This is a genomic window from Desulfacinum hydrothermale DSM 13146 (genome assembly GCF_900176285.1).
Taxonomy (GTDB): domain Bacteria; phylum Desulfobacterota; class Syntrophobacteria; order Syntrophobacterales; family DSM-9756; genus Desulfacinum; species Desulfacinum hydrothermale.
This window is the reverse complement of sequence record NZ_FWXF01000013.1, coordinates 1-18,397: the sequence shown is the minus strand read 5'-3', so window position 1 is coordinate 18,397 and position 18,397 is coordinate 1. Positions and strand designations below refer to the sequence as shown.

The 18,397-nt window shown below is 61.8% G+C and carries 13 protein-coding genes and 1 pseudogene; 12 read left to right on the top strand and 2 right to left on the bottom strand.

The window, feature by feature from the left end:
- Nucleotides 1–42 precede the first annotated feature (42 nt).
- Nucleotides 43–2,673 (top strand): ATP-dependent chaperone ClpB, encoded by a 2,631-nt coding sequence (clpB, locus tag B9A12_RS11465; protein WP_084058040.1) that lies wholly within the window; start codon nt 43–45, stop codon nt 2,671–2,673.
- A gap of 541 nt (nt 2,674–3,214) precedes the next feature.
- On the opposite strand, the gene B9A12_RS11460 is transcribed toward clpB, so the two are convergent.
- Nucleotides 3,215–4,441: a methyl-accepting chemotaxis protein gene (locus B9A12_RS11460; RefSeq protein ID WP_170920555.1), complete on the bottom strand. Its 1,227-nt coding sequence runs from the start codon at nt 4,439–4,441 to the stop codon at nt 3,215–3,217.
- A 235-nt stretch (nt 4,442–4,676) separates the two neighbouring features.
- Between B9A12_RS11460 and B9A12_RS11455 the strand changes: the two genes are divergently transcribed.
- The 5 genes from B9A12_RS11455 to lpdA all read left to right on the top strand — a co-directional run bounded on the left by B9A12_RS11455 (nt 4,677) and on the right by lpdA (nt 11,853).
- On the top strand, nt 4,677–5,015 hold the full coding sequence (locus B9A12_RS11455) for a DF family (seleno)protein (RefSeq protein ID WP_419720680.1): 339 nt from the start codon (nt 4,677–4,679) through the stop codon (nt 5,013–5,015).
- A gap of 21 nt (nt 5,016–5,036) precedes the next feature.
- Nucleotides 5,037–7,757, top strand: coding sequence for a 2-oxoglutarate dehydrogenase E1 component (locus tag B9A12_RS11450; protein ID WP_084058037.1), 2,721 nt, complete (start codon nt 5,037–5,039; stop codon nt 7,755–7,757).
- Nucleotides 7,758–7,910: 153 nt separating this feature from the next.
- Entirely contained in the window at nt 7,911–8,615 is a 705-nt protein-coding gene (locus B9A12_RS11445; protein WP_139796602.1) for a hypothetical protein, read from the top strand.
- Nucleotides 8,616–8,935: 320 nt separating this feature from the next.
- Nucleotides 8,936–10,303: a 2-oxoglutarate dehydrogenase complex dihydrolipoyllysine-residue succinyltransferase gene (gene odhB / locus B9A12_RS11440; protein ID WP_084058035.1), complete on the top strand. Its 1,368-nt coding sequence runs from the start codon at nt 8,936–8,938 to the stop codon at nt 10,301–10,303.
- A 131-nt stretch (nt 10,304–10,434) separates the two neighbouring features.
- A complete protein-coding gene (lpdA, locus tag B9A12_RS11435; protein WP_084058034.1) occupies nt 10,435–11,853 on the top strand; it encodes a dihydrolipoyl dehydrogenase in 1,419 nt (472 codons plus the stop codon).
- Between the two features lie 28 nt (nt 11,854–11,881).
- On the opposite strand, the gene B9A12_RS11430 is transcribed toward lpdA, so the two are convergent.
- A complete protein-coding gene (locus B9A12_RS11430) occupies nt 11,882–12,847 on the bottom strand; it encodes a YheT family hydrolase (protein WP_084058033.1) in 966 nt (321 codons plus the stop codon).
- Between the two features lie 206 nt (nt 12,848–13,053).
- On the opposite strand from B9A12_RS11430, the gene lexA reads away from it, so the two are divergent.
- From lexA to B9A12_RS11400, 6 genes and pseudogenes are all read left to right on the top strand, one after another.
- A complete protein-coding gene (gene lexA, locus B9A12_RS11425; protein WP_170920554.1) occupies nt 13,054–13,662 on the top strand; it encodes a transcriptional repressor LexA in 609 nt (202 codons plus the stop codon).
- Between the two features lie 20 nt (nt 13,663–13,682).
- Complete coding sequence (locus B9A12_RS11420) at nt 13,683–13,883, top strand: hypothetical protein (RefSeq protein ID WP_084058031.1); 201 nt, start codon at nt 13,683–13,685, stop codon at nt 13,881–13,883.
- A gap of 268 nt (nt 13,884–14,151) precedes the next feature.
- Nucleotides 14,152–14,502: a DUF5320 domain-containing protein gene (locus B9A12_RS11415; protein ID WP_084058030.1), complete on the top strand. Its 351-nt coding sequence runs from the start codon at nt 14,152–14,154 to the stop codon at nt 14,500–14,502.
- 853 nt (nt 14,503–15,355) lie between these two features.
- Nucleotides 15,356–16,705, top strand: a complete 1,350-nt coding sequence (locus B9A12_RS11410) for a sigma-54-dependent transcriptional regulator (protein ID WP_084058029.1) — start codon at nt 15,356–15,358, stop codon at nt 16,703–16,705.
- Between the two features lie 14 nt (nt 16,706–16,719).
- The gene (locus B9A12_RS11405; protein WP_084058028.1) at nt 16,720–17,817 is read left to right on the top strand and encodes a two-component system sensor histidine kinase NtrB; all 1,098 of its coding nucleotides are present in this window, start codon (nt 16,720–16,722) and stop codon (nt 17,815–17,817) included.
- 245 nt (nt 17,818–18,062) lie between these two features.
- Nucleotides 18,063–18,397, top strand: a pseudogene (locus B9A12_RS11400) (anaerobic carbon-monoxide dehydrogenase catalytic subunit); the annotation flags it as partial.

Genomic DNA, 18,397 nt, shown 5'->3' with positions numbered 1-18,397 from the left:
AGAAGAATACCGATAGGACACATATAAAAGGAGGACATTCCTATGGATCTCAATAAATTCACCATCAAATCGCAGGAGGCCCTGCAGGCGGCCCAGACCAAGGCCGTCAAATACGGGCATGTGGAAGTGGACGGAGAGCATCTGCTTCTGGCCCTGCTGGAACAATCCGACGGGCTGGTTCCCAGGATCCTCAAGCGCATGGACGTTTCCGTGGACGCGGTGACGGAGGCGGTCGTGCGGGAACTGGAAAGGAAGCCGCGGGTGAGCGGACCGGGGGCCGAACCCGGCAAGGTCTACATCACCCAGCGTCTCAACAAGCTTCTCGTGAAGGCCCAGGAAGAGGCCGGCCGTCTCAAGGATGAGTACGTGTCCGTGGAGCATCTGCTGATCGCCTTCGTGGAGGAGGGGCCCGCCACGCCTGCGGGAAGAATCCTTCAGGAACAGGGCGTCACCCGGGACGGTGTCCTGAAGGCGCTCACCGCCGTGCGGGGCCACCAGCGGGTCACGTCCGCATCCCCGGAATCCACCTATGAGGCGTTGCAAAAATACGGTCGGGATCTGGTGCAGGAAGCCCGAAGCGGCAAGCTGGACCCGGTGATCGGACGGGACAGTGAAATCCGGCGGGTCATCCGCATCCTCAGCCGCAAGACCAAGAACAACCCGGTTCTCATCGGCGAGCCCGGCGTGGGAAAGACCGCCATCGTGGAGGGGCTGGCCCATCGCATCGTGCGCGGCGACGTGCCCGAGGGACTCAAGGACAAGACCCTCTTCGCCCTGGACATGGGCGCTCTGGTGGCCGGGGCCAAGTATCGGGGGGAATTCGAGGAGCGTCTGAAGGCGGTTTTGCAGGAAATTAAGGAATCGGAAGGCCGCATTCTGCTCTTCATCGATGAGCTCCACAACATCGTGGGAGCCGGCAAGGCCGAAGGGTCTATGGACGCCGGCAACATGCTCAAACCCATGCTGGCCCGCGGAGAGCTCCACTGTATCGGGGCCACCACGCTGGACGAGTACCGCAAGTACATCGAAAAGGACGCGGCCCTGGAACGCCGGTTCCAACCGGTTCTGGTGGATCAGCCGTCGGCGGAGGATACCATCTCGATCCTTCGCGGCCTCAAGGAACGGTTCGAAGTGCACCACGGCGTGAAGATCCAGGACAGCGCTTTGGTGGCGGCGGCCGTGCTTTCCAACCGCTACATCACCGACCGCTTCCTGCCGGACAAGGCCATCGACCTGGTGGACGAGGCGTGTGCCATGATCCGCACCGAGATCGATTCCATGCCGGCGGAGCTGGATGAAGTGACCCGGCGGGTGATGCAGCTGGAAATCGAGGAAGCGGCCCTCAAGAAAGAGCGGGACAAGGCCAGTCAGGACAGGCTGGAGAATCTGCGAAAGGAACTGGCGGATCTGCGCGCCAAGGCGGACGCCATGAGGGCCCAGTGGGAGGCGGAAAAGGAAGCCATCAAGAAGGTGCAGGCCCTTCGCGAAGAGATCGAAAAAGTGCGCCACGAGATCGACATCGCCGAACGCCAGTACGATCTCAACCGGGCCGCGGAACTGAAACACGGCCGCCTTCCGGAACTGGAGCGTCAGCTTCGCCAGGAGGAAGAGCGGCTGGGCGCCGAGCAGGGCGGCGATCGCCTGCTGCGCGAGGAGGTGACCGAAGAGGAGATCGCCGAGATCGTGTCCCGCTGGACCGGCATTCCCGTCAGCCGGCTGGTGGAAGGCGAACGGGAAAAGCTCCTCAAGCTGGACCAGGTGCTCCACCAGCGGGTGGTGGGCCAGGACGAGGCCGTGCAACTGGTGGCCGATGCGGTCATCCGGGCCCGGTCCGGAATCAAGGACCCGCGCCGCCCCATCGGATCCTTCATCTTCCTGGGGCCCACGGGCGTGGGCAAAACGGAGCTGGCCAAGACGCTGGCCGAGGCCCTTTTCGATTCGGAAGACAACATGGTCCGGATCGACATGAGCGAATACATGGAAAAGCACACCGTCTCCCGGCTTATCGGAGCGCCGCCGGGATACGTGGGCTATGAGGAAGGTGGCCAGCTGACGGAGGCCGTCCGGCGCAAGCCCTACAGCGTGATCCTTTTCGATGAGATCGAAAAGGCCCATCACGATGTGTTCAACGTGCTACTCCAGATCCTGGACGACGGGCGCGTGACCGATGCCCAGGGCCGGACGGTGGACTTCAAGAATACGGTCATCATCATGACGAGCAACATCGGGTCCCACTTCCTGCTGGAGGGGGTGACGGACCGAGGGGTGATCCAAGAAAGCGCTCGGGATCAGGTCATGGCGGAGCTGCGCCGACACTTCCGCCCCGAATTCCTGAACCGAGTGGACGACATCGTGCTCTTCAAGCCGCTCACTCTGGAGGAAGTGAAGGAGATCGTGGTGCTGCTCACCCGGGATCTGGAACGACGCCTCAAGGATCGTCGCATCACGCTGGAGATGACCGATACGGCTCGAGAATTCATCGCCCGAACCGGCTACGACCCGGTCTATGGGGCCCGGCCCCTCAAGAGGTTCCTGCAGCGGGAGCTGGAAACCCGGATCGGGCGCACTCTCATCGCCGGGGACATCCTGGAAGGGGCGGTCATCCACGTGGACGTACAAGACGGGCAACTGGTGGTGACCCATACCAACCCGGAAGATCGCGAAGCGGCGTAGCTAGTTGGCCCCTTGGCGTGAGGTTTTTTCTCCTCACGCCAAGGGACAAAGAAGAGCCTGGGACTGTCTGCATATTTTGTGTCTTTTTCCTTAGCGGCTTGGCGGCTTGGCGTGAGTTTTTTTTCTCCTCACGCCAAGGGACACAAATTTCGGTTTGGGACAGGTTTCTGTGCCGGGTTCTTTGGAATCCTTCCTGACCAGCCCATGGGGTGTGCGTAAGGTTTCTTTTTCTCACGCAAAGACGCAAAGGGGCAAAGAAGGGCTTGGGATTGTCTGCATATTTTGTGTCTTTTTCCTTAGCGGCTTGGCGGCTTGGCGTGAGTTTTTTTTCTCCTCACGCCAAGGGACACAATTTTCGGTTTGGGACACATTTCTGGGCCGGGTTCTTTTGAATTCCTCCTAACCAGCCCATGGGGTGGGGGTAAGGTTTCTTTTTCTCACGCAAAGACGCAAAGGCGCAAAGAAGGGCTTGGGACTGTCTGCATATTTTGTGTCATTTCCCTTAGCGGCTTGGCGGCTTGGCGTGAGGCTTCTTTTCTCCTCAGAAATCCGCGCCGGCATCGGCGGTGAGTCGGCGAACCGGATCCTTTGCGGCCGCAGGGAGCTGGGACACCGCATGGGGTGGGTCCATGGCCGGAAACGATGCTTCTCCTGGGCCCACAGGGTGCCCTTTGGCGTCATCAAGCTCCTTTCCGTGGCCGTTGCCATTCTGGTCGGCCAGCCCGAAAAGATGGACCAGCCGCTGAACGGTCTCTTCCACCATCGTGGCCAGATCGTCCGCTTCCTGGGCCGTTCGAGCGAGAGCGTCCGCCTTCATGGCCGCCTGCTGAGTCACCTGATCGATTTCTGAGACGGCGGCGCTGATTTGCTGGATTCCGTCCGTTTGTTCCCGACTGGCTTCCACGATCTCCTGCATGATGTGGTTGATCTTATCGACGATTTTCATGCTTCCGGCGAAGCCCTGCTGGGACTTCTGGGCCAGTTCCGTGCCCATCTCCACGGAATCACGCGTCTCGCCGATGAGCGTTCCCGTCATGCGGGCCGCTTCGGATGCCTTTATGGCCAGATTTCGCACTTCATCGGCCACAACGGCGAATCCGGCGCCCGCCTCCCCCGCCCGGGCGGCTTCCACGGCCGCGTTCAGAGCCAGCAGATTCGTCTGAAAGGCGATCTCTTCGATGGTCTTGACGATGTTCACCGTTTTTTGCGTCGATTGCTGGATGGATGCCATGGCCTGGGCCAGGGATTCCATGTCCGACGAGGCGTCGGAAAAGAGGCGCGTGGCCTCCCGGAGGATGTCCTGGCCCTGGGCGGCCCGTTCCGTGTTCTGTCGGGTCATGGAAGATATCTCTTCCAGGGATGCCGACGACTCTTCCAGCCCGGCCGCCTGCCTCGCGGATCCTTCGGCCATTTCCTGGCTGGCTTCCTGGACCTGATGGGCCGACTGGAGGAGGCGATGGCCGCCGTCGGTGAGCTGCTGGGTCAATGTTCCCATGGGCAGGGTGAGTTTTTTGGCGACCAGCAGGCAGTTGAAAAAGCCCAGCACCACATTGGCCGCAAAGACCAGCCCCACGAAAGGCAGGTCGGAAAAGCCCCGCGTTCCGATGAGGTACATGGACACCATGAAGGTAAGGAGCATGGGGGTGAAGGGAATGAGGAGCCTGGTGGGCCGCGTTTTTCCGTAAAGGAGATAGAAGACGAGAGCGTTGGTGTAGACTGAGGCGAGAGCGAAGACGATGACCAGGACACACTGAAGCAGCAGATGCATGAACCCCTCCTTGTCTGCCGGTTGGTTTGGGATCATAATGAAGCACAAACGACAAAAAATTTCCCAGGAACTCTATCGGCACAAAGAGCGGTTCGCATTAGGAAAAAATTTCACATGGCCGGCTTTCGCCGTTCAGCTCCATGCGGGAAAGGTGAGGGGTGAACATAAGACCGATCCCAGGCAGTTACGCCCCATAACGGACGCCTGGTGTCCAACCACTCCAGGGGAGATCCAGATGGCACCACTGAAGATCGATCTGCTGTTCGCTCCGGGATGTTCGGCCAAGGAACCCACGGAAGAGCTGGTGGGTTCAATCCTCCAACGCCTGAAACTGTCCGCTGAGATTCGCGTGGTTGTGGTGGACGATGGCAATCAGGCGGTGGCCTTGCGCTTTCCGGGATCACCCACCGTCCGGGTCAATGGGCGGGACATCGAACCGGAAGGAGAACACGCCTTTCACTACGGTCTGGGATGACGCACCTACCGCACGGAAAACGGTCGGTTTTCCAAGGTGCCGCCGGAAGAACTTCTGCTTGCGGCGTTGAAGCGTGCATCGAAGGCCGAGATTGAATGATGTTTATGACGGATAAGGCTTATGAAAAACTTTCCCGTGACGATCAATCCCGACTACCTGGAAGAACAGTACCAACGCTGGAAGGCGGATCCGGAAAGCGTCCCGGACGACTGGCGTTGGTTCTTTCAGGGTTTTGACCTGGCAACGGAAGCCGGGGAACCTGCTATTGGTGTTCCATCCCGGGAAGACGCGTTGCGACAAGCACGGGTGGAAGAGCTGATCCGCCGCTATCGGGAGTGGGGGCACCTGCTGTCGTGTCTCGATCCACTGGAGCCCTGCCCGTGGGAGCATCCTCTGTTGAGCCTGGAGTCATGCGGCCTTTCCAGTGAGGATCTGGATCGAGTCGTTCCCACGCCCAGTATCGCGTTGTGGGAGGAGGCGCCCCTTGGCGACGTGGTGACTCTGCTCAAGGAAACCTACTGCCGATCCGTGGGCGCGGAATTCATGCACCTGGCCGATCCCCAGGAACGCCAGTGGCTCCGGGACCGTATGGAAGCGGTGCGAAACCTCCCGGACCTTCCTCCCCAGACCCGCCGACACATGCTGGAAAAGCTCTGGCGCGCCAACCGGTTCGAGCAGTTCCTGCACCGGACCTATCTGGGCCAGAAGCGCTTCAGCCTGGAAGGAGCCGAGACGGTGGTGCCCATGTTGGATGGGCTCATCCGCAGGGCCGCCGCCCTGGGCTGTGAAACCCTGGTGTTGGGTATGGCTCACCGGGGACGACTCAACGTGCAGGTGAACGTGCTGGGAAAGCCTTTTGAGGCCGTCTTTGCCGAGTTCGAGGAAAGCTGCGACACGGAAGCACAAGCCGGAAGTGGGGATGTGAAGTACCACAAGGGCTTCCAGGGCAGCGTGGACGCGGGCGACGGGCGACGGGTGCGCACGATCCTGGTGCCCAACCCCAGCCATCTGGAATCCGTGGATCCCGTGGTGGAAGGATTGGCCCGAGCGCTGCAAGACACAAGCGGAGACGGTGGATCGGAAAAAGTTCTTCCGGTCCTTATTCACGGGGATTCCGCCTTTGCGGGGCAGGGCGTGGTGTATGAGACCCTCAACTTGTCCCAGCTTCCCGGCTATGGAACGGGAGGTACCCTCCACCTGGTCATCAACAACCAGATCGGTTTCACCACGGTGGCCGCAGAGGCCCGCTCCACTCGTTACGCCACGGATGTGGCCAAGATGCTTCCGGCTCCCATCTTCCACGTGCACGGGGAAGACCCGGACGCGGCCCTGCACGTGATCCAACTGGCCTGTGAATACCGCTATCATACCGGCAAGGACGTGGTGATCGATCTCATCTGCTACCGGCGCTACGGACACAACGAGGGCGACGAGCCCTACTACACCCAGCCCAGGATGGTGGAACGCATCCGGGAACGGCCTCCTGTGAACGAGGTCTACGGCGCGCGACTGCAGCAACAGGGCGTGACGTCCCCAGAGGACGTGGAGCGGCTGGAAAAGGAGATCCAAGACGAACTGGAAAAGGCCCTGGCGGCGGCGAGAAGCGAAGGATGCGTCTTCCCGGAGGGCTTTTCGCTGGGCCCGGCCCCGCCTCCGCCCGAGGCGAACGGGGAAGGGGTGCGAACGGCGGTTTCCGAAGATCGTCTTCGAGCCATCGTCCGTTCGGCCCACACCTATCCGGAAGGGTTTCACGTCAATCCCAAATTGGAAAAGATCTTGAAACGGCGCCAGGACCGCGTGGAAAAGGGGGAAGGGCTGGACTGGTCCACGGGGGAACTGCTGGCTTTGGGATCCCTCTTACTGGACGGGCACCCGGTACGCCTCAGCGGCCAGGACTGCGGACGGGGAACCTTCAGCCACCGCCATGCCATCCTCTACGATGTGAAGACGGAGGCAACCTTCGTTCCCCTCAATCACCTGGCCCCGGACCAGGCCCACCTGGCGGTTTACAACAGCAGCCTTTCCGAATACGCCGTATTGGGCTTTGAGTACGGCTATTCCCTGCCCAATCCCCGGGCTCTGGTCATCTGGGAAGCCCAGTTCGGTGATTTCGCCAACAACGCCCAGGTCATCATCGACCAGTACGTCAGTTCGGCCCAGGCCAAATGGGAAGTGGCGAGCGGCTTGGTTCTGCTGCTCCCCCACGGCTATGAAGGCATGGGGCCGGAACATTCCAGCGCCCGTCTGGAAAGGTTCCTGCAACTGTGCGCCCAAGAAAACCTGCGGGTCTGCTATCCCACCACGCCGTCCCAACTCTTTCACCTGCTGCGCCGCCAGGCCCTGGCTCCGGAAAAGAAGCCCCTGGTGGTCATGGCCCCCAAGAGCCTCTTGCGGCATCCCGAGGCCGTTTCCCCACTGGAAGAATTCAGCCGAGGGGCCTTTCGCCCGGTCCTGGATGAGGACGGGCTTGCGGAGACGGCGGTCCGGGGGATCTTGTGTACGGGAAAGATCTACTACGATCTGAAGGCCCAACGGGACAAGACGGGAAGAGACGATTTGGTGATCGTTCGTCTGGAAGAGCTCTATCCCTTTCCCCGATCCGATCTGGACCGTGCGTTGGCCCGGTACGGTTCCGTCTCCCGCTGGACCTGGGTCCAGGAGGAGCCCGCCAACATGGGGGCTTGGACTTACCTGCGGCCGCGCCTTCGGGATCTGTTGGGCCAGGATCCCGCCTATGTGGGCCGGCCCGAATCGGCCAGCCCCGCCACCGGGTTCCACCATCGCCACAAGGCGGAACAGGAACGGATCGTGGCCCAGGCGGTGATGGGTCGTGATGGGTGACCAAGGGGGCGGTCTCCTTGCTGCGAATTTCGGCCGGTGATAGGATGATCCTAGTTTCGATCCTCAGTGGGGCGATTTATACTTTCGTTATCCTCTTTGGATAGAAGAGGGTTAGGGTGAGGGGGTAAGAGTCCGGCAGGCCCTCCCCACCCCTTGATTGCCTCCCGCAATCGCTCAGTTAAGGTCGATGTAACCCATGGACTTGAGGGCAACATGGTCATGACAGGCGTTTCCGGCAACCCAGAACTGGACGAAAAGGTCCTCGCCGCGTTGCGGGCCGCCCTACAGCCGGATCTGGAAAAATGGGTGGTGGAGAAGGTTGCCGAATTCGTGCATCAAAATGAACTGCGCGCCAAAGAGTTGTCCTTGATGGAACGGGTCGTCCGCGTCGAAGGAGAACTCAAGGCACTTCGGGAGATGGAAAGCGCCCGGTTCGAAGCCATGGAAAGGCGCTTCGAAGCCCTCCAGCACGAAGTGGGTGACCGATCGCAAGCCACTGAAAAGCTGCTGGAAGCCCTTCACCGGGAGATTGATGTTCGTTCTCAAGCCACGGAAAAGCATCTGGAAGCACTGCATCAAGAGGTGAGCGCGCGGTTCGACGCTGCGGACCAACGCTTTGAAGCCCTTCACCGGGAGATTGATGTTCGTTCGCAAGCTACGGAAAAGCATCTGGAAGCACTGCATCAAGAGGTGAGCGCGCGGTTCGACGCCGCGGACCAACGCTTTGAAGCCCTTCTGCGGGCGATGGATGCTCGCTTCCAGGCTGTGGATAAGCGTTTCACCAGTCTGCAGTGGACCATAGGCCTTGGTTTCTCCTTTCTCACCGTCCTCATGGGAATCCTCAAGTTTTGGCCGTAGGGCGACCGTCTTGAGGTGTGAGTGCCAAGTGCTAACTGACTAAGATCCTGTCCGAAAATGAACAAGTTGTTTTCTGCCTGTGCGGACGGGTGGTTAGGGACTGCCATGACGACGCGTCCTGCCGGCCTGAAAGTGAACAGGCTTTCCGCTCGGTGGCATGACCCGGCAGACCGTCCCTATCAGATGGTGTTCGCAGGTGCTTTTCCATCCCGGAACCCCTTGGGGGACCGGTTTGTGGGATTCCGATCCTTTCGCACTCCAGACGCATCACCTTCCACGGAACACGGCTTGGCGAAAGCCGATGGGACAGGGGGCAGCGCATGAAACAAGACATCGTCATTCCCGATGTGGGCGAATCGGTCCAGGAAGCCCTGTTGGCGGAATGGTTCGTCCAACCGGGAGAGCGGGTGACCAAGGGGACGGTTCTTTTTGTGTTGGAAACGGACAAGGTGACCTTGGAGGTGGCCGCGGAGGCGGACGGAGTGGTGGAGGTCCTGGTGGAAGCAGGCGAGACGGTCACCGTGGGAACCGTGGTGGGGCGAATCGATACCCAGGCCGCTCCCGGACCGGAAAGGGAAGAAGCGACCGAGGTTTCCCCAGCCGATCGTCGGGGCGAAAAGGAGCCCGAAGAAGAAGGACCGGTCCCGTCCTCTGAAAGACCGGCCCCGGCGCACATACCCGAAGTCCCCCGGGAGGGGGCGCCGTCGCCGCCATTGGAAACCGAGGGCCTCCCGAGCCCCGCTGCAGCGGAGCCGACGCCGGAGGCGTTTCCGTCCGTGGCCCGCCTGGCCGCCGAAAAGGGGGTGGATCTCCATCGGGTGGTGGGAACAGGTCCCTACGGCCGCGTGACCCGGGGCGATCTTCTCCTCTTTCTGGAATCCCAAGGGGAGGAAGCCGCTGCGAAGGAGGCCGCGGCTTCCGGGGCCGTGTCCACGCCCCTTGGGGCCCCTGCCCAGGCGCCCCGGGAGGAGGCTTCCAGCGAGCAGGCGCCTGAAACGATCCGAAAGCCCATGAGCCGCATCCGCAAGCGGATCGCCGAAAGACTGGTCCACGCCAAGCAGAGCATGGCCATGCTCACCACCTTCAATGAGGTGGACATGGGCCGGGTGATGGATTTTCGGCGTCGGTTCAAGGACTTGTTCCGGGAACGGTACGAAGTGTCCTTGGGGATCATGAGCTTCTTCGTCAAGGCCTGCGTGGCGGCGCTCCAGGAAATCCCGGAAGTGAACGCCCGCATCGACGGGGACCACATCGTCTACAACAACCATGTGCACATGGGGGTGGCCATCGGAGCGGAACGGGGCCTGGTGGTCCCGGTGATCCGCTATGCGGATCGGTTGGATTTTGCCGGGATCGAACAGGCCATCGTGGACTATGTGAAAAAGGTCCGGGAAAATCGCCTGCAGTTGAGCGATCTGGAGGGTGGGACCTTTACCATCAGCAACGGCGGGGTGTACGGGTCGCTTCTGAGTACCCCCATTGTCAATCCGCCGCAAAGCGCCATCCTGGGCCTGCACAAGATCGAAGACCGTCCGGTGGCACTGGACGGGCAGGTGACGATCCGTCCCATGATGTACGTGGCCTTGAGCTACGACCATCGCATCATCGACGGCCGGGAAGCCGTGACCTTTCTTAAGCACGTGAAGGAGTGCGTGGAGGATCCCGAGCGCCTGCTGGTGGGTGTGTAGAGCGCGGCTGAGAAAAGGCCGCCCGGAAGGGTTGCGGGTGATTGGCTTTGGGGTTTCGGGCTGTCGGAAGGTTGCTTTCTTGGTTGTCATAGGCCGTCATGAGGGTGGCCTGAGCTTGGATGGAGCAGACCATGACGGAAGAAAACCGCTACGATCTGGTGGTCATCGGTTCCGGACCCGGAGGATATGTGGCCTGTGTGCGCGCCGCCCAATTGGGCCTTCGGGTGGCGTGCGTGGAAAGATACGCCCGGCTGGGCGGTGTGTGCCTCAATGTGGGCTGCATTCCCAGCAAGGCGTTGCTGGATTCCAGCGAACATTACGCCACGGCGCGCCACCGGCTGGCCGAACACGGCGTGCGGGTGGATGCGGTGGAGCTGGACCTGGCGGCCATGATGGCCCGGAAGGACCGGGTGGTGGGGGAACTGACCGAAAACGTCCGAAAGCTCCTGGAGCGCCACAAGGTGCAGATCCTGGCCGGAACGGCTCGGATGGCGGGTCCGGGAAAGGTCCGGGTGGAATCGGCGGACGCACCTCCCGTGGAACTTCAGGCGCGGGCTGTGATTCTCGCCACCGGAAGCGAACCTGTCCAGGTGCCCTCCATGCCCTTTGACGGCCGTTTCATCGTCTCATCCACCCAGGCCTTGGGCTTCGAGCGTGTGCCGGAACGCCTGGGCATCGTGGGCGGCGGCTACATCGGCCTGGAACTGGGATCGGTGTGGAACCGGGTGGGTTCCCAAGTGACCGTGATCGAGATGCTGCCGCGCGTTGCGAGCCTCCTGGATGCCCAGGTCTCCCGAACCCTGGAACGGTTGCTTCGGCGCCAAGGCTTCCAGTTCCTGCTGGAAAGCCGGGTGGAAGAAGCGGTGGTGGAAGGCGATGCGGTCCGAGTGTGCATCAAGACCCCCAACGGGGAAGAGGAACGGGGCTTCGACCGGCTGTTGGTGGCCGTGGGCCGCCGTCCCCTCACCCGTGGACTGGGCCTGGAGGCACTGGGGGTGGAGACGGATCCCAAGTCGGGACACATCCGGGTGGATGTCCGCTACCAAACGACGGTTCCGGGCGTCTACGCCATCGGGGATCTGGTGGCCGGGCCCATGCTGGCCCACAAGGCGTCGGCCGAGGCCATCGCCTGCGTGGAAGGGATCGCGGGGCTGGAAAGCGAAGTGAACTACGATGCCGTGCCGTCCATCATCTACACCTGGCCGGAAGTGGCGTCCGTGGGAAAGACCGAAGAGGAACTGAAAGAGCTCCAGGTGCCCTATTGCATCGGGACCTATCCCTTCGCGGGGGCCGGCCGCGCCCGCTGCATGGGGGAAACGGACGGGTTCGTGAAGGTTCTTTCCCATGCCGGATCGGGCCGAGTGCTGGGAGTGCACATCATCGGGCCGCGGGCCTCGGACATGATCGCCGAGGCGGTGTTGGCCGTGGAATGCGGCGCCACGGCGCAGGATCTGGGCCGGATCATGCACGGGCACCCCACCTTTTCCGAGGCGCTGCAGGAAGCCGCCCGGGTGGCCACGGCCTGCGCCATCTATGGACGGGGTGCGTGAGGGGGCGGTCGTCGGGAGTCCGGACTCCTCACGGCTCGCTCAAAAAGGCCACGGCCCGCCGTTCCGACCAGATGATGCCGCCGCCGTTGGCGTCGAAAAAGCCCACGTGGCTTCCCCGTTCCGGGGCTTCCAGGAAGAGGTGGGGATTGCGGCCGGCTTCCCGGAAGGGAAAGCAGTCTGGGGCCAGGAATGGATCGTCTTGCGCGTTGACGATGAGCGTGGGAACGGCGATCCGCTCCAGGAGGGGCTTGGAGCTGGCCCGGCGGTAGTAGTCCCAGGCGTCCCGAAATCCGTGGAGCGGTGCCGTGTAGCGGTTGTCGAAGTCCTGGAAGGATCGGATGGTGTCGTAGCCGTCGGAGCTGATGAGTCCCGGGTAGAGCCGCTCCTTGGCCTCGATCTTTCGGCGGAGCATCTTCAGAAAGCGTTGGAGGTAAAGGCGGTTTTCCGGCCGGGAGATGGCCCGGGCGGAGGCCGTGAGGTCGCACGGCGCCGAAAAGGCCACGGCGCCCCGGATCCAGCCCCGGGCGTGGGATCCCTGCTCTCCCAGGTACTTGAGCACCAGGTTGCCCCCCAGGCTGAAGCCCACCAGAGCCAACGTCTCGTAGGTCCCCGCGGCCCGCACGTGGCGTACCACGGTGTCCAGGTCTTCCGTGGCGCCGCTGTGGTAGAGTTGCGGCTTGCGGTTGGGTTCCCCACTGCATCCCCGATAATTCATGGCGCACACATCCCAGCCGGCTCGGTTGAGAGCCCGGGTCATCCCCCGCACGTAGGGCCTTCGGGAATGTCCTTCCAGACCGTGGCAGATCACCGCCGCCCGTCGGGCACCCGTACAGGACCAGTCCAGATCCAAAAAATCGCCGTCGGGCGTGTGGATCCGCTCTCTTTGCAGGACCGCGGGCGGCAGGAAGCGGAGCTGGTTGGCCAGGATCATCTGCACATGGGGATTGGCCAGCAGTCGGGGCGGTCGATAGCTGGAAGGATGAATCACGGGCATCTTTCGTATCCTTTCCCTTGGCAAGCGTTTCGTTCTCGGCAGCGCCTAGGATGCCAGGGTTTGCGGCAAGATCAAGGGGATTGACGCCCCCGGTGCCTTTTTTAGGACATGGCCGCAAAAAGACCTTGACTTTCACCTGATATTCACCTTAGGGTGTCCTTGAACTCCTTTCAATGGAACAGCACCGGCTCCCAAGGAGGCGCGCCATGCACCTGACGCCGGCCCAAAAGCGGGTCTATGACTTTTTGCAAACCTACATAACCCTCCATGGTCATGCCCCGTCCTACGACGAAATCCGAAGGCACCTGGGGTTTCGTTCCCTGAACGCCGTCTACAAGCACATCCGCCAGTTGGAAGAGCGGGGCTATGTGCGGAGTCTGGGCAAGAACAAAAAGCGGGCGCTGGAGCTTGTGGACGTGAGCCCCGGTGCGGCGTCCATCCCCTTTCTGGGTGTGGTGGCCGCCGGCACCCCCATCGAGGCGGTGGAGGTGCCGGAAACGGTGGAGGTTCCCGAAAGCTTTCTGGCCGGAGGCGAACATTTTGCCCTGCGGGTTCGCGGCGACTCCATGATCGAAGAGGGCATTCGGGAGGGGGATATCCTGATCGTGAAAAAACAGCCCCGGGCGGAAAACGGCCAGACGGTGGTGGCTTTGGTGGACGGGGAGGCCACGGTGAAAAAATTCTACCTGCGGGGTGCGGACGTGGAGCTTCGGCCGGCCAACAGCGCCATGGAACCCATGGTGATTCCGGCGGGCCGGGTGGAGATCGTGGGCGTGGTGGTGGGGCTTTTGCGCCATTACCGGAACCGCCTCTAAGGGCATGGGGAGGAAGCGTCATGAAGGAAAAGATTTTCTATGCGTTCAATCTGGATGATTTTCGCGCCGAGGGTGGACGAAGCGACACGAAGGTGACCGTGCGGCTCGTGGCGGCACGCAGTCGGGAGCGGGCCAAGGCGTTTTTGGCCCGCCACTACGGTGGTCAGGCCTGGGCCGTGGTCTCCCACCGGGATCTCAACAAAGGCCTGGTGCGAGCGTGAATCGTCCGTGGCGGGGCGTCTCGACGAAAGGGGGGATTTGGCACCCGCGCCGGTCCTCTGAAGGTGTGTTTTGCACCCATGGTTCAAGGGGATCGGGGAAAACGTGCAGGCACCATCCTTTGAAAGCCGCTCGAAGCTGGCATTGTTTAAGGAGCGACGCCCACTGGAGCTGCGAAAGAAATCGTCTCCGGGGTTCGGCACCTTTTTTGCCTCTTTACTATGCAGGCAAGAGACCACATGAGTACGAGAGAAAAAAGGAGGATTCGCCATGCCAGGACTAGATCGAACCGGACCCTGGGGTGCTGGACCCCGGACGGGAAGAGGTTTGGGACTTTGTGGGACGCCGCGTGGCGCCGCGCCCCGCGCGCAGGCTTGGGGCTCTGGCGGCTGGGGATGGCCGGGCCGCGGGCGTGGAGCCCGGTGTTGGTGGGGCGCTCCAAGAGGTTTGGGGCGGAGAGGGTTCGGACCCGGTTGGGGACGACCGGGATGGCAGCCCCTCAGCCCGCAGGAGGAAGTGGAATACCTCCAGGGCTATGCCGCCAACCTGGAACGGGCTCTTGAAGAGATCCGCCAGGAGATTTCGGCCATCCAGCAGAGCAAGGAAAAAGACGAACAATAATGGGTTGGGGGAGCGGGCCATGCGCCCGCTTCCTCGGTCCCTCCCGCCGTTTCCATCCCACCTTGACAGGCCCGCACCCTTCCTCTATGCCACAGGAACAATCGCGTGAGGGGAAAAGACCTCACGCCGCGGCTCCAAGTGAAAAGCAAGGAGGAAAATTTTCAAATCTTAGCGTCTTTGCGTCTTTGCGTGAGAAAAAGAAGTCTCACGCCAAGCCAAGGGTTGGGTCAGAAAAGATTCCAAAGCGCCCGACCCGGGAACATACCCCAACCCGGATATTGTGCCCCTTTGCGTGAGGGGAAAAAATCTCACGCCAAGCCGCCAAGCCGCAAAGGGAAAAGGAGCTCACGCCACGGCTCCAAGTGAAAAACAAGGAGGAGAATTTTCAAGTCTTAGCGTCTTAGCGTCTTTGCGTGAGAAAAAGAAACCTCACGCCAAGCCAAGGGACGGGTCAGAAAAGATTCCAAAGCGCCCGACCCGGGAGCGTACCGCAACCCGGATATTGTGGCCCTTTGCGTGAGCGAAAAAATCTCACGCCAAGCCGCCAAGTCGCAAAGGGAAAAGGAGCTCACGCCACGGCTCCAAGTGAAAAGGAAGGAGGAAAATTTTCAAATCTTAGCGTCTTAGCGTCTTTGCGTGAGAAAAAGAAATCTCACGCCAAGCCAAGGGTTGGGTCAGGAAAGATTCCAAATCGCCCGACCCGGGAACGTACCCCAACCCGGATATTGTGCCCCTTCGCGTGAGCGAAAAAATCTCACGCCAAGCCGCCAAGCCGCCAAGAGAAAAGATACGAAAGACGGAAAGGACTCCTACCAACCTTACCTTTTGTGCCTTTGCGAGAGGACCCCTGGCCATGCGGGCTGCCCGAATACTTTTTGTGGAAGACGATGCTTCCCTGCGACTGACTCAGAGCCTGTACCTGGAGCAGGAAGGCTTTGGAGTGGTGCCCGCCGCCGGCCGCCGGGAGGCGCGTCGGATGCTGGAAGACGCCGCCTTCGATGCGGTGGTGACCGATCTGCGTCTGGGCGACGGCGATGGACTGGAGGTCCTTGCGGACGTGCGGGAAGTGCGGCCGGAGGCGGAAACCATCGTGATCACGGGTTACGGATCGGTGGAAAGCGCCGTGGAGGCCATGAAGCGCGGTGCCTACGATTATCTCACCAAGCCCGTGGATCCGGAGGATCTGGTGCGGGTGCTGCGAAAGGCGTTGGAGCGCCGCCGGTTGCGCCGCCAGGTGGATCATCTGGCCCGGCGATTTGCCGAAGAAGCGGGACTCAACCGGATCGTGGCCCAAAGCCCGGTCATGCGCCGCCTCATGGAACGCATGGAAGATGTGGCGGCAAGCGAGGCCCCGGTGCTGATCCAAGGGGAGAGCGGCACGGGCAAGGAACTCATGGCCAAATGGATCCACGAACGCAGCAGGCGCGCCGCCGGTCCCTTCGTGGCCCTCAACTGCGGGGCCGTGCCGGAAAACCTGCTGGAAACGGAGCTCTTCGGCCATGTGCGCGGCGCCTTCACCGGGGCGCATCAGAACAAAAGAGGGCTGTGGGAGGCCGCCGACGGCGGCACCCTCTTTCTGGATGAGGTGGGAGAAATCCCGCCGGCCTTCCAGGTGAAGCTCCTTCGCACCCTCCAGGAAGGCACGCTGCGGCGGGTTGGATCGGTCAAGGAAATCCAGGTGGACGTTCGCATCATCGCCGCCAGCAACCAGGATATCGAAGCCCTGGTCCGGGAAGGCCGCTTCCGAAAAGATCTCTACTATCGCATCAACGTGGTGCCCATCCACCTGCCGCCGCTGCGGGAGCGTCCGGAAGATGTGGAGCCCCTGGCGGATTCCATTTTGGAAAGGTTGAGCCGCCGCATGGGCCGGAAGGCCCCTCGACTCACGGAAGCGGCGCGCCGGCGCCTATCGCATTATCCGTGGCCGGGCAATGTGCGGGAGCTGGAAAACACTTTGGAGCGGGTCCTCATCTTCACCAAGAAGGATCGGATCGACGCCGAGGATCTGCACCTGCAGACTTCCGGGACGGCTCCTGGCTGCGAGGAAGACGACTGGAACGTACCGCTGAAGGAAGTGGAAAGGCGCCACATCCTGCGGGTCTTGGCCCGGTGCGGCCACAACAAGACGCGGGCCGCCGCCGTGCTGGGGATCGGCACCAACACCTTGTGGCGGAAGCTCAAGAAGTATCAGCGAGAGTCGTGAGCGGGGAAGGTGGGATGGATGCGGAAAGCTTGATGAACATCCTGGACAGCATGGAGGACCGGATCTATGTGGTGGGACGCGATTACCGAATCCGGTTTCTGAATGCCTCGCTTCGAAGGGAGATGGGCGATGGGCGGGGAGTGCTGTGCTATGAATTCTTCGGCCACGACCCGGCCCAGTGCCAAGAGTGCCAGCACGGCATGAGCTCCTTCGAGCCGGAGCGGCGCCGGGAATGGACCTCGCCGGCCAACGGTCGGGTCTATGAGGTGTCCGTTTCGCCCCTTCACGGCCCGGACGGCAGCATCTCCCGGCTCCACATCATGCGCGACATCACGGAACGCAAGGCCCTGGAACGAAAGCTCCAGGAGCAGTCCCGGTCCTTGGCCGACACGGTGCGCCGTCAGGCCCAGGAACTTTTCCGCAAAGAAAGGCTTTCACTGCTGGGAGAGATCGCCGCTGGTCTGGCCCACGAGCTCCGAACGCCCCTGGGGGCGATCCTGACGGGGATCAAGCTGTTGGAAAGGGAACCGACCGATCCGGACCGCAAGGTCATGCTCTTTGAACTGATGAAAAAGGAAACAACGCGGCTGGAAAGGAAGCTTTCGGAATTTTTGGAATACGCCCGGGGACGGCTGCCGGAACGTCGCCCTACGCCCGTGGGAGCCCTGCTGGAGGAGGTGCGCGCCGTGTTGGAAGCCGACGCGGACCGGGTGGGAGCGGCCCGGATCCAGGTCCGGGTGGCCGACGATGTGGGTGAATTCCCGCTGGACCGGGACCAGTTCAAGCAGGTTCTGCTGAACCTGGGACAGAACGCGCTCCAGGCCCTCAAAGGCTCGGGAACCCTGGAGCTGGAAGCCCGGCGTACGGCGCACCATCTGGAAATCCTGGTGCGAGACGACGGGCCCGGCATCGCCTCCCAGCACCTGGGCGATCTTTTCAAGCCCTTCTTTTCCACGCGACCGGAAGGCACGGGCCTGGGCCTGGCCGTCTGCAAGGACATCGTGGAGGCCCATGGCGGGAGGATCTCCGTCTCCAGTCTTCCCCAAGTTCAAACCACCTTCCGAATCCTCCTTCCGGACGAACCCTTCCAAAATGGAATCCTCCGACCCTGAACCCTTCCAAAAGGGAGTCGTGAAAGGGGCATGGAACCAGGGGCAAGGCCAAAGGTGAAAGGTCCAGGGGCAGGGGGCAACGCGCCGAGCGCCTTCTTAAGTCCTGGATATTAAGCCCTTTTCACCTCGTCCCGGCCCCGCACCCCCAATCCCAAATCCCGTAGGCCGCGGTGGATGCCCACTCCGGCACACTTATTGCCCTATTGAGAACCCGTCCTACTACGAGCGCACAAGGGAGGAGAGTCATGGCCGACGAGAAGAAGAAAAAAGAGTACAATTTCAAAGATTTTTCCATTTGCGACGCCACCGTCCAGATGCTGCAGAAGGCGGCGGCGGACGGGGTGGAGACGGCCTTTCAGCGCGCGGCCGAGATGAAGGCGTGCCCCATCGGGGCGGATTCGGCCTGCTGTAAGCACTGCGCCATGGGCCCGTGCCGTTTGAACGCCAAGGATCCCTACGCCAAGGTGGGGGTGTGCGGGGCCACCATCGACACCATCGCGGCGCGGAACTTCGCGCGCATGGTGGCATCGGGTTGTGCGGCCCACACGGACCACGGCATGAGCATGCTGGATGTGTTCCG

Excerpts from the sequence above, each read along its gene's own strand:
- lexA (WP_170920554.1), top strand. The coding sequence starts at position 13,054 with ATGCACCTGACGCCGGCCCAAAAGCGGGTCTATGACTTTTTGCAAACC.
- odhB (WP_084058035.1), top strand. The coding sequence starts at position 8,936 with ATGAAACAAGACATCGTCATTCCCGATGTGGGCGAATCGGTCCAGGAA.
- B9A12_RS11460 (WP_170920555.1), bottom strand. The coding sequence starts at position 4,441 with ATGCATCTGCTGCTTCAGTGTGTCCTGGTCATCGTCTTCGCTCTCGCC.
- B9A12_RS11420 (WP_084058031.1), top strand. The coding sequence starts at position 13,683 with ATGAAGGAAAAGATTTTCTATGCGTTCAATCTGGATGATTTTCGCGCC.
- B9A12_RS11430 (WP_084058033.1), bottom strand. The coding sequence starts at position 12,847 with ATGCCCGTGATTCATCCTTCCAGCTATCGACCGCCCCGACTGCTGGCC.
- B9A12_RS11405 (WP_084058028.1), top strand. The coding sequence starts at position 16,720 with ATGGATGCGGAAAGCTTGATGAACATCCTGGACAGCATGGAGGACCGG.
- B9A12_RS11415 (WP_084058030.1), top strand. The coding sequence starts at position 14,152 with ATGCCAGGACTAGATCGAACCGGACCCTGGGGTGCTGGACCCCGGACG.
- B9A12_RS11450 (WP_084058037.1), top strand. The coding sequence starts at position 5,037 with ATGAAAAACTTTCCCGTGACGATCAATCCCGACTACCTGGAAGAACAG.
- lpdA (WP_084058034.1), top strand. The coding sequence starts at position 10,435 with ATGACGGAAGAAAACCGCTACGATCTGGTGGTCATCGGTTCCGGACCC.
- B9A12_RS11410 (WP_084058029.1), top strand. The coding sequence starts at position 15,356 with ATGCGGGCTGCCCGAATACTTTTTGTGGAAGACGATGCTTCCCTGCGA.
- clpB (WP_084058040.1), top strand. The coding sequence starts at position 43 with ATGGATCTCAATAAATTCACCATCAAATCGCAGGAGGCCCTGCAGGCG.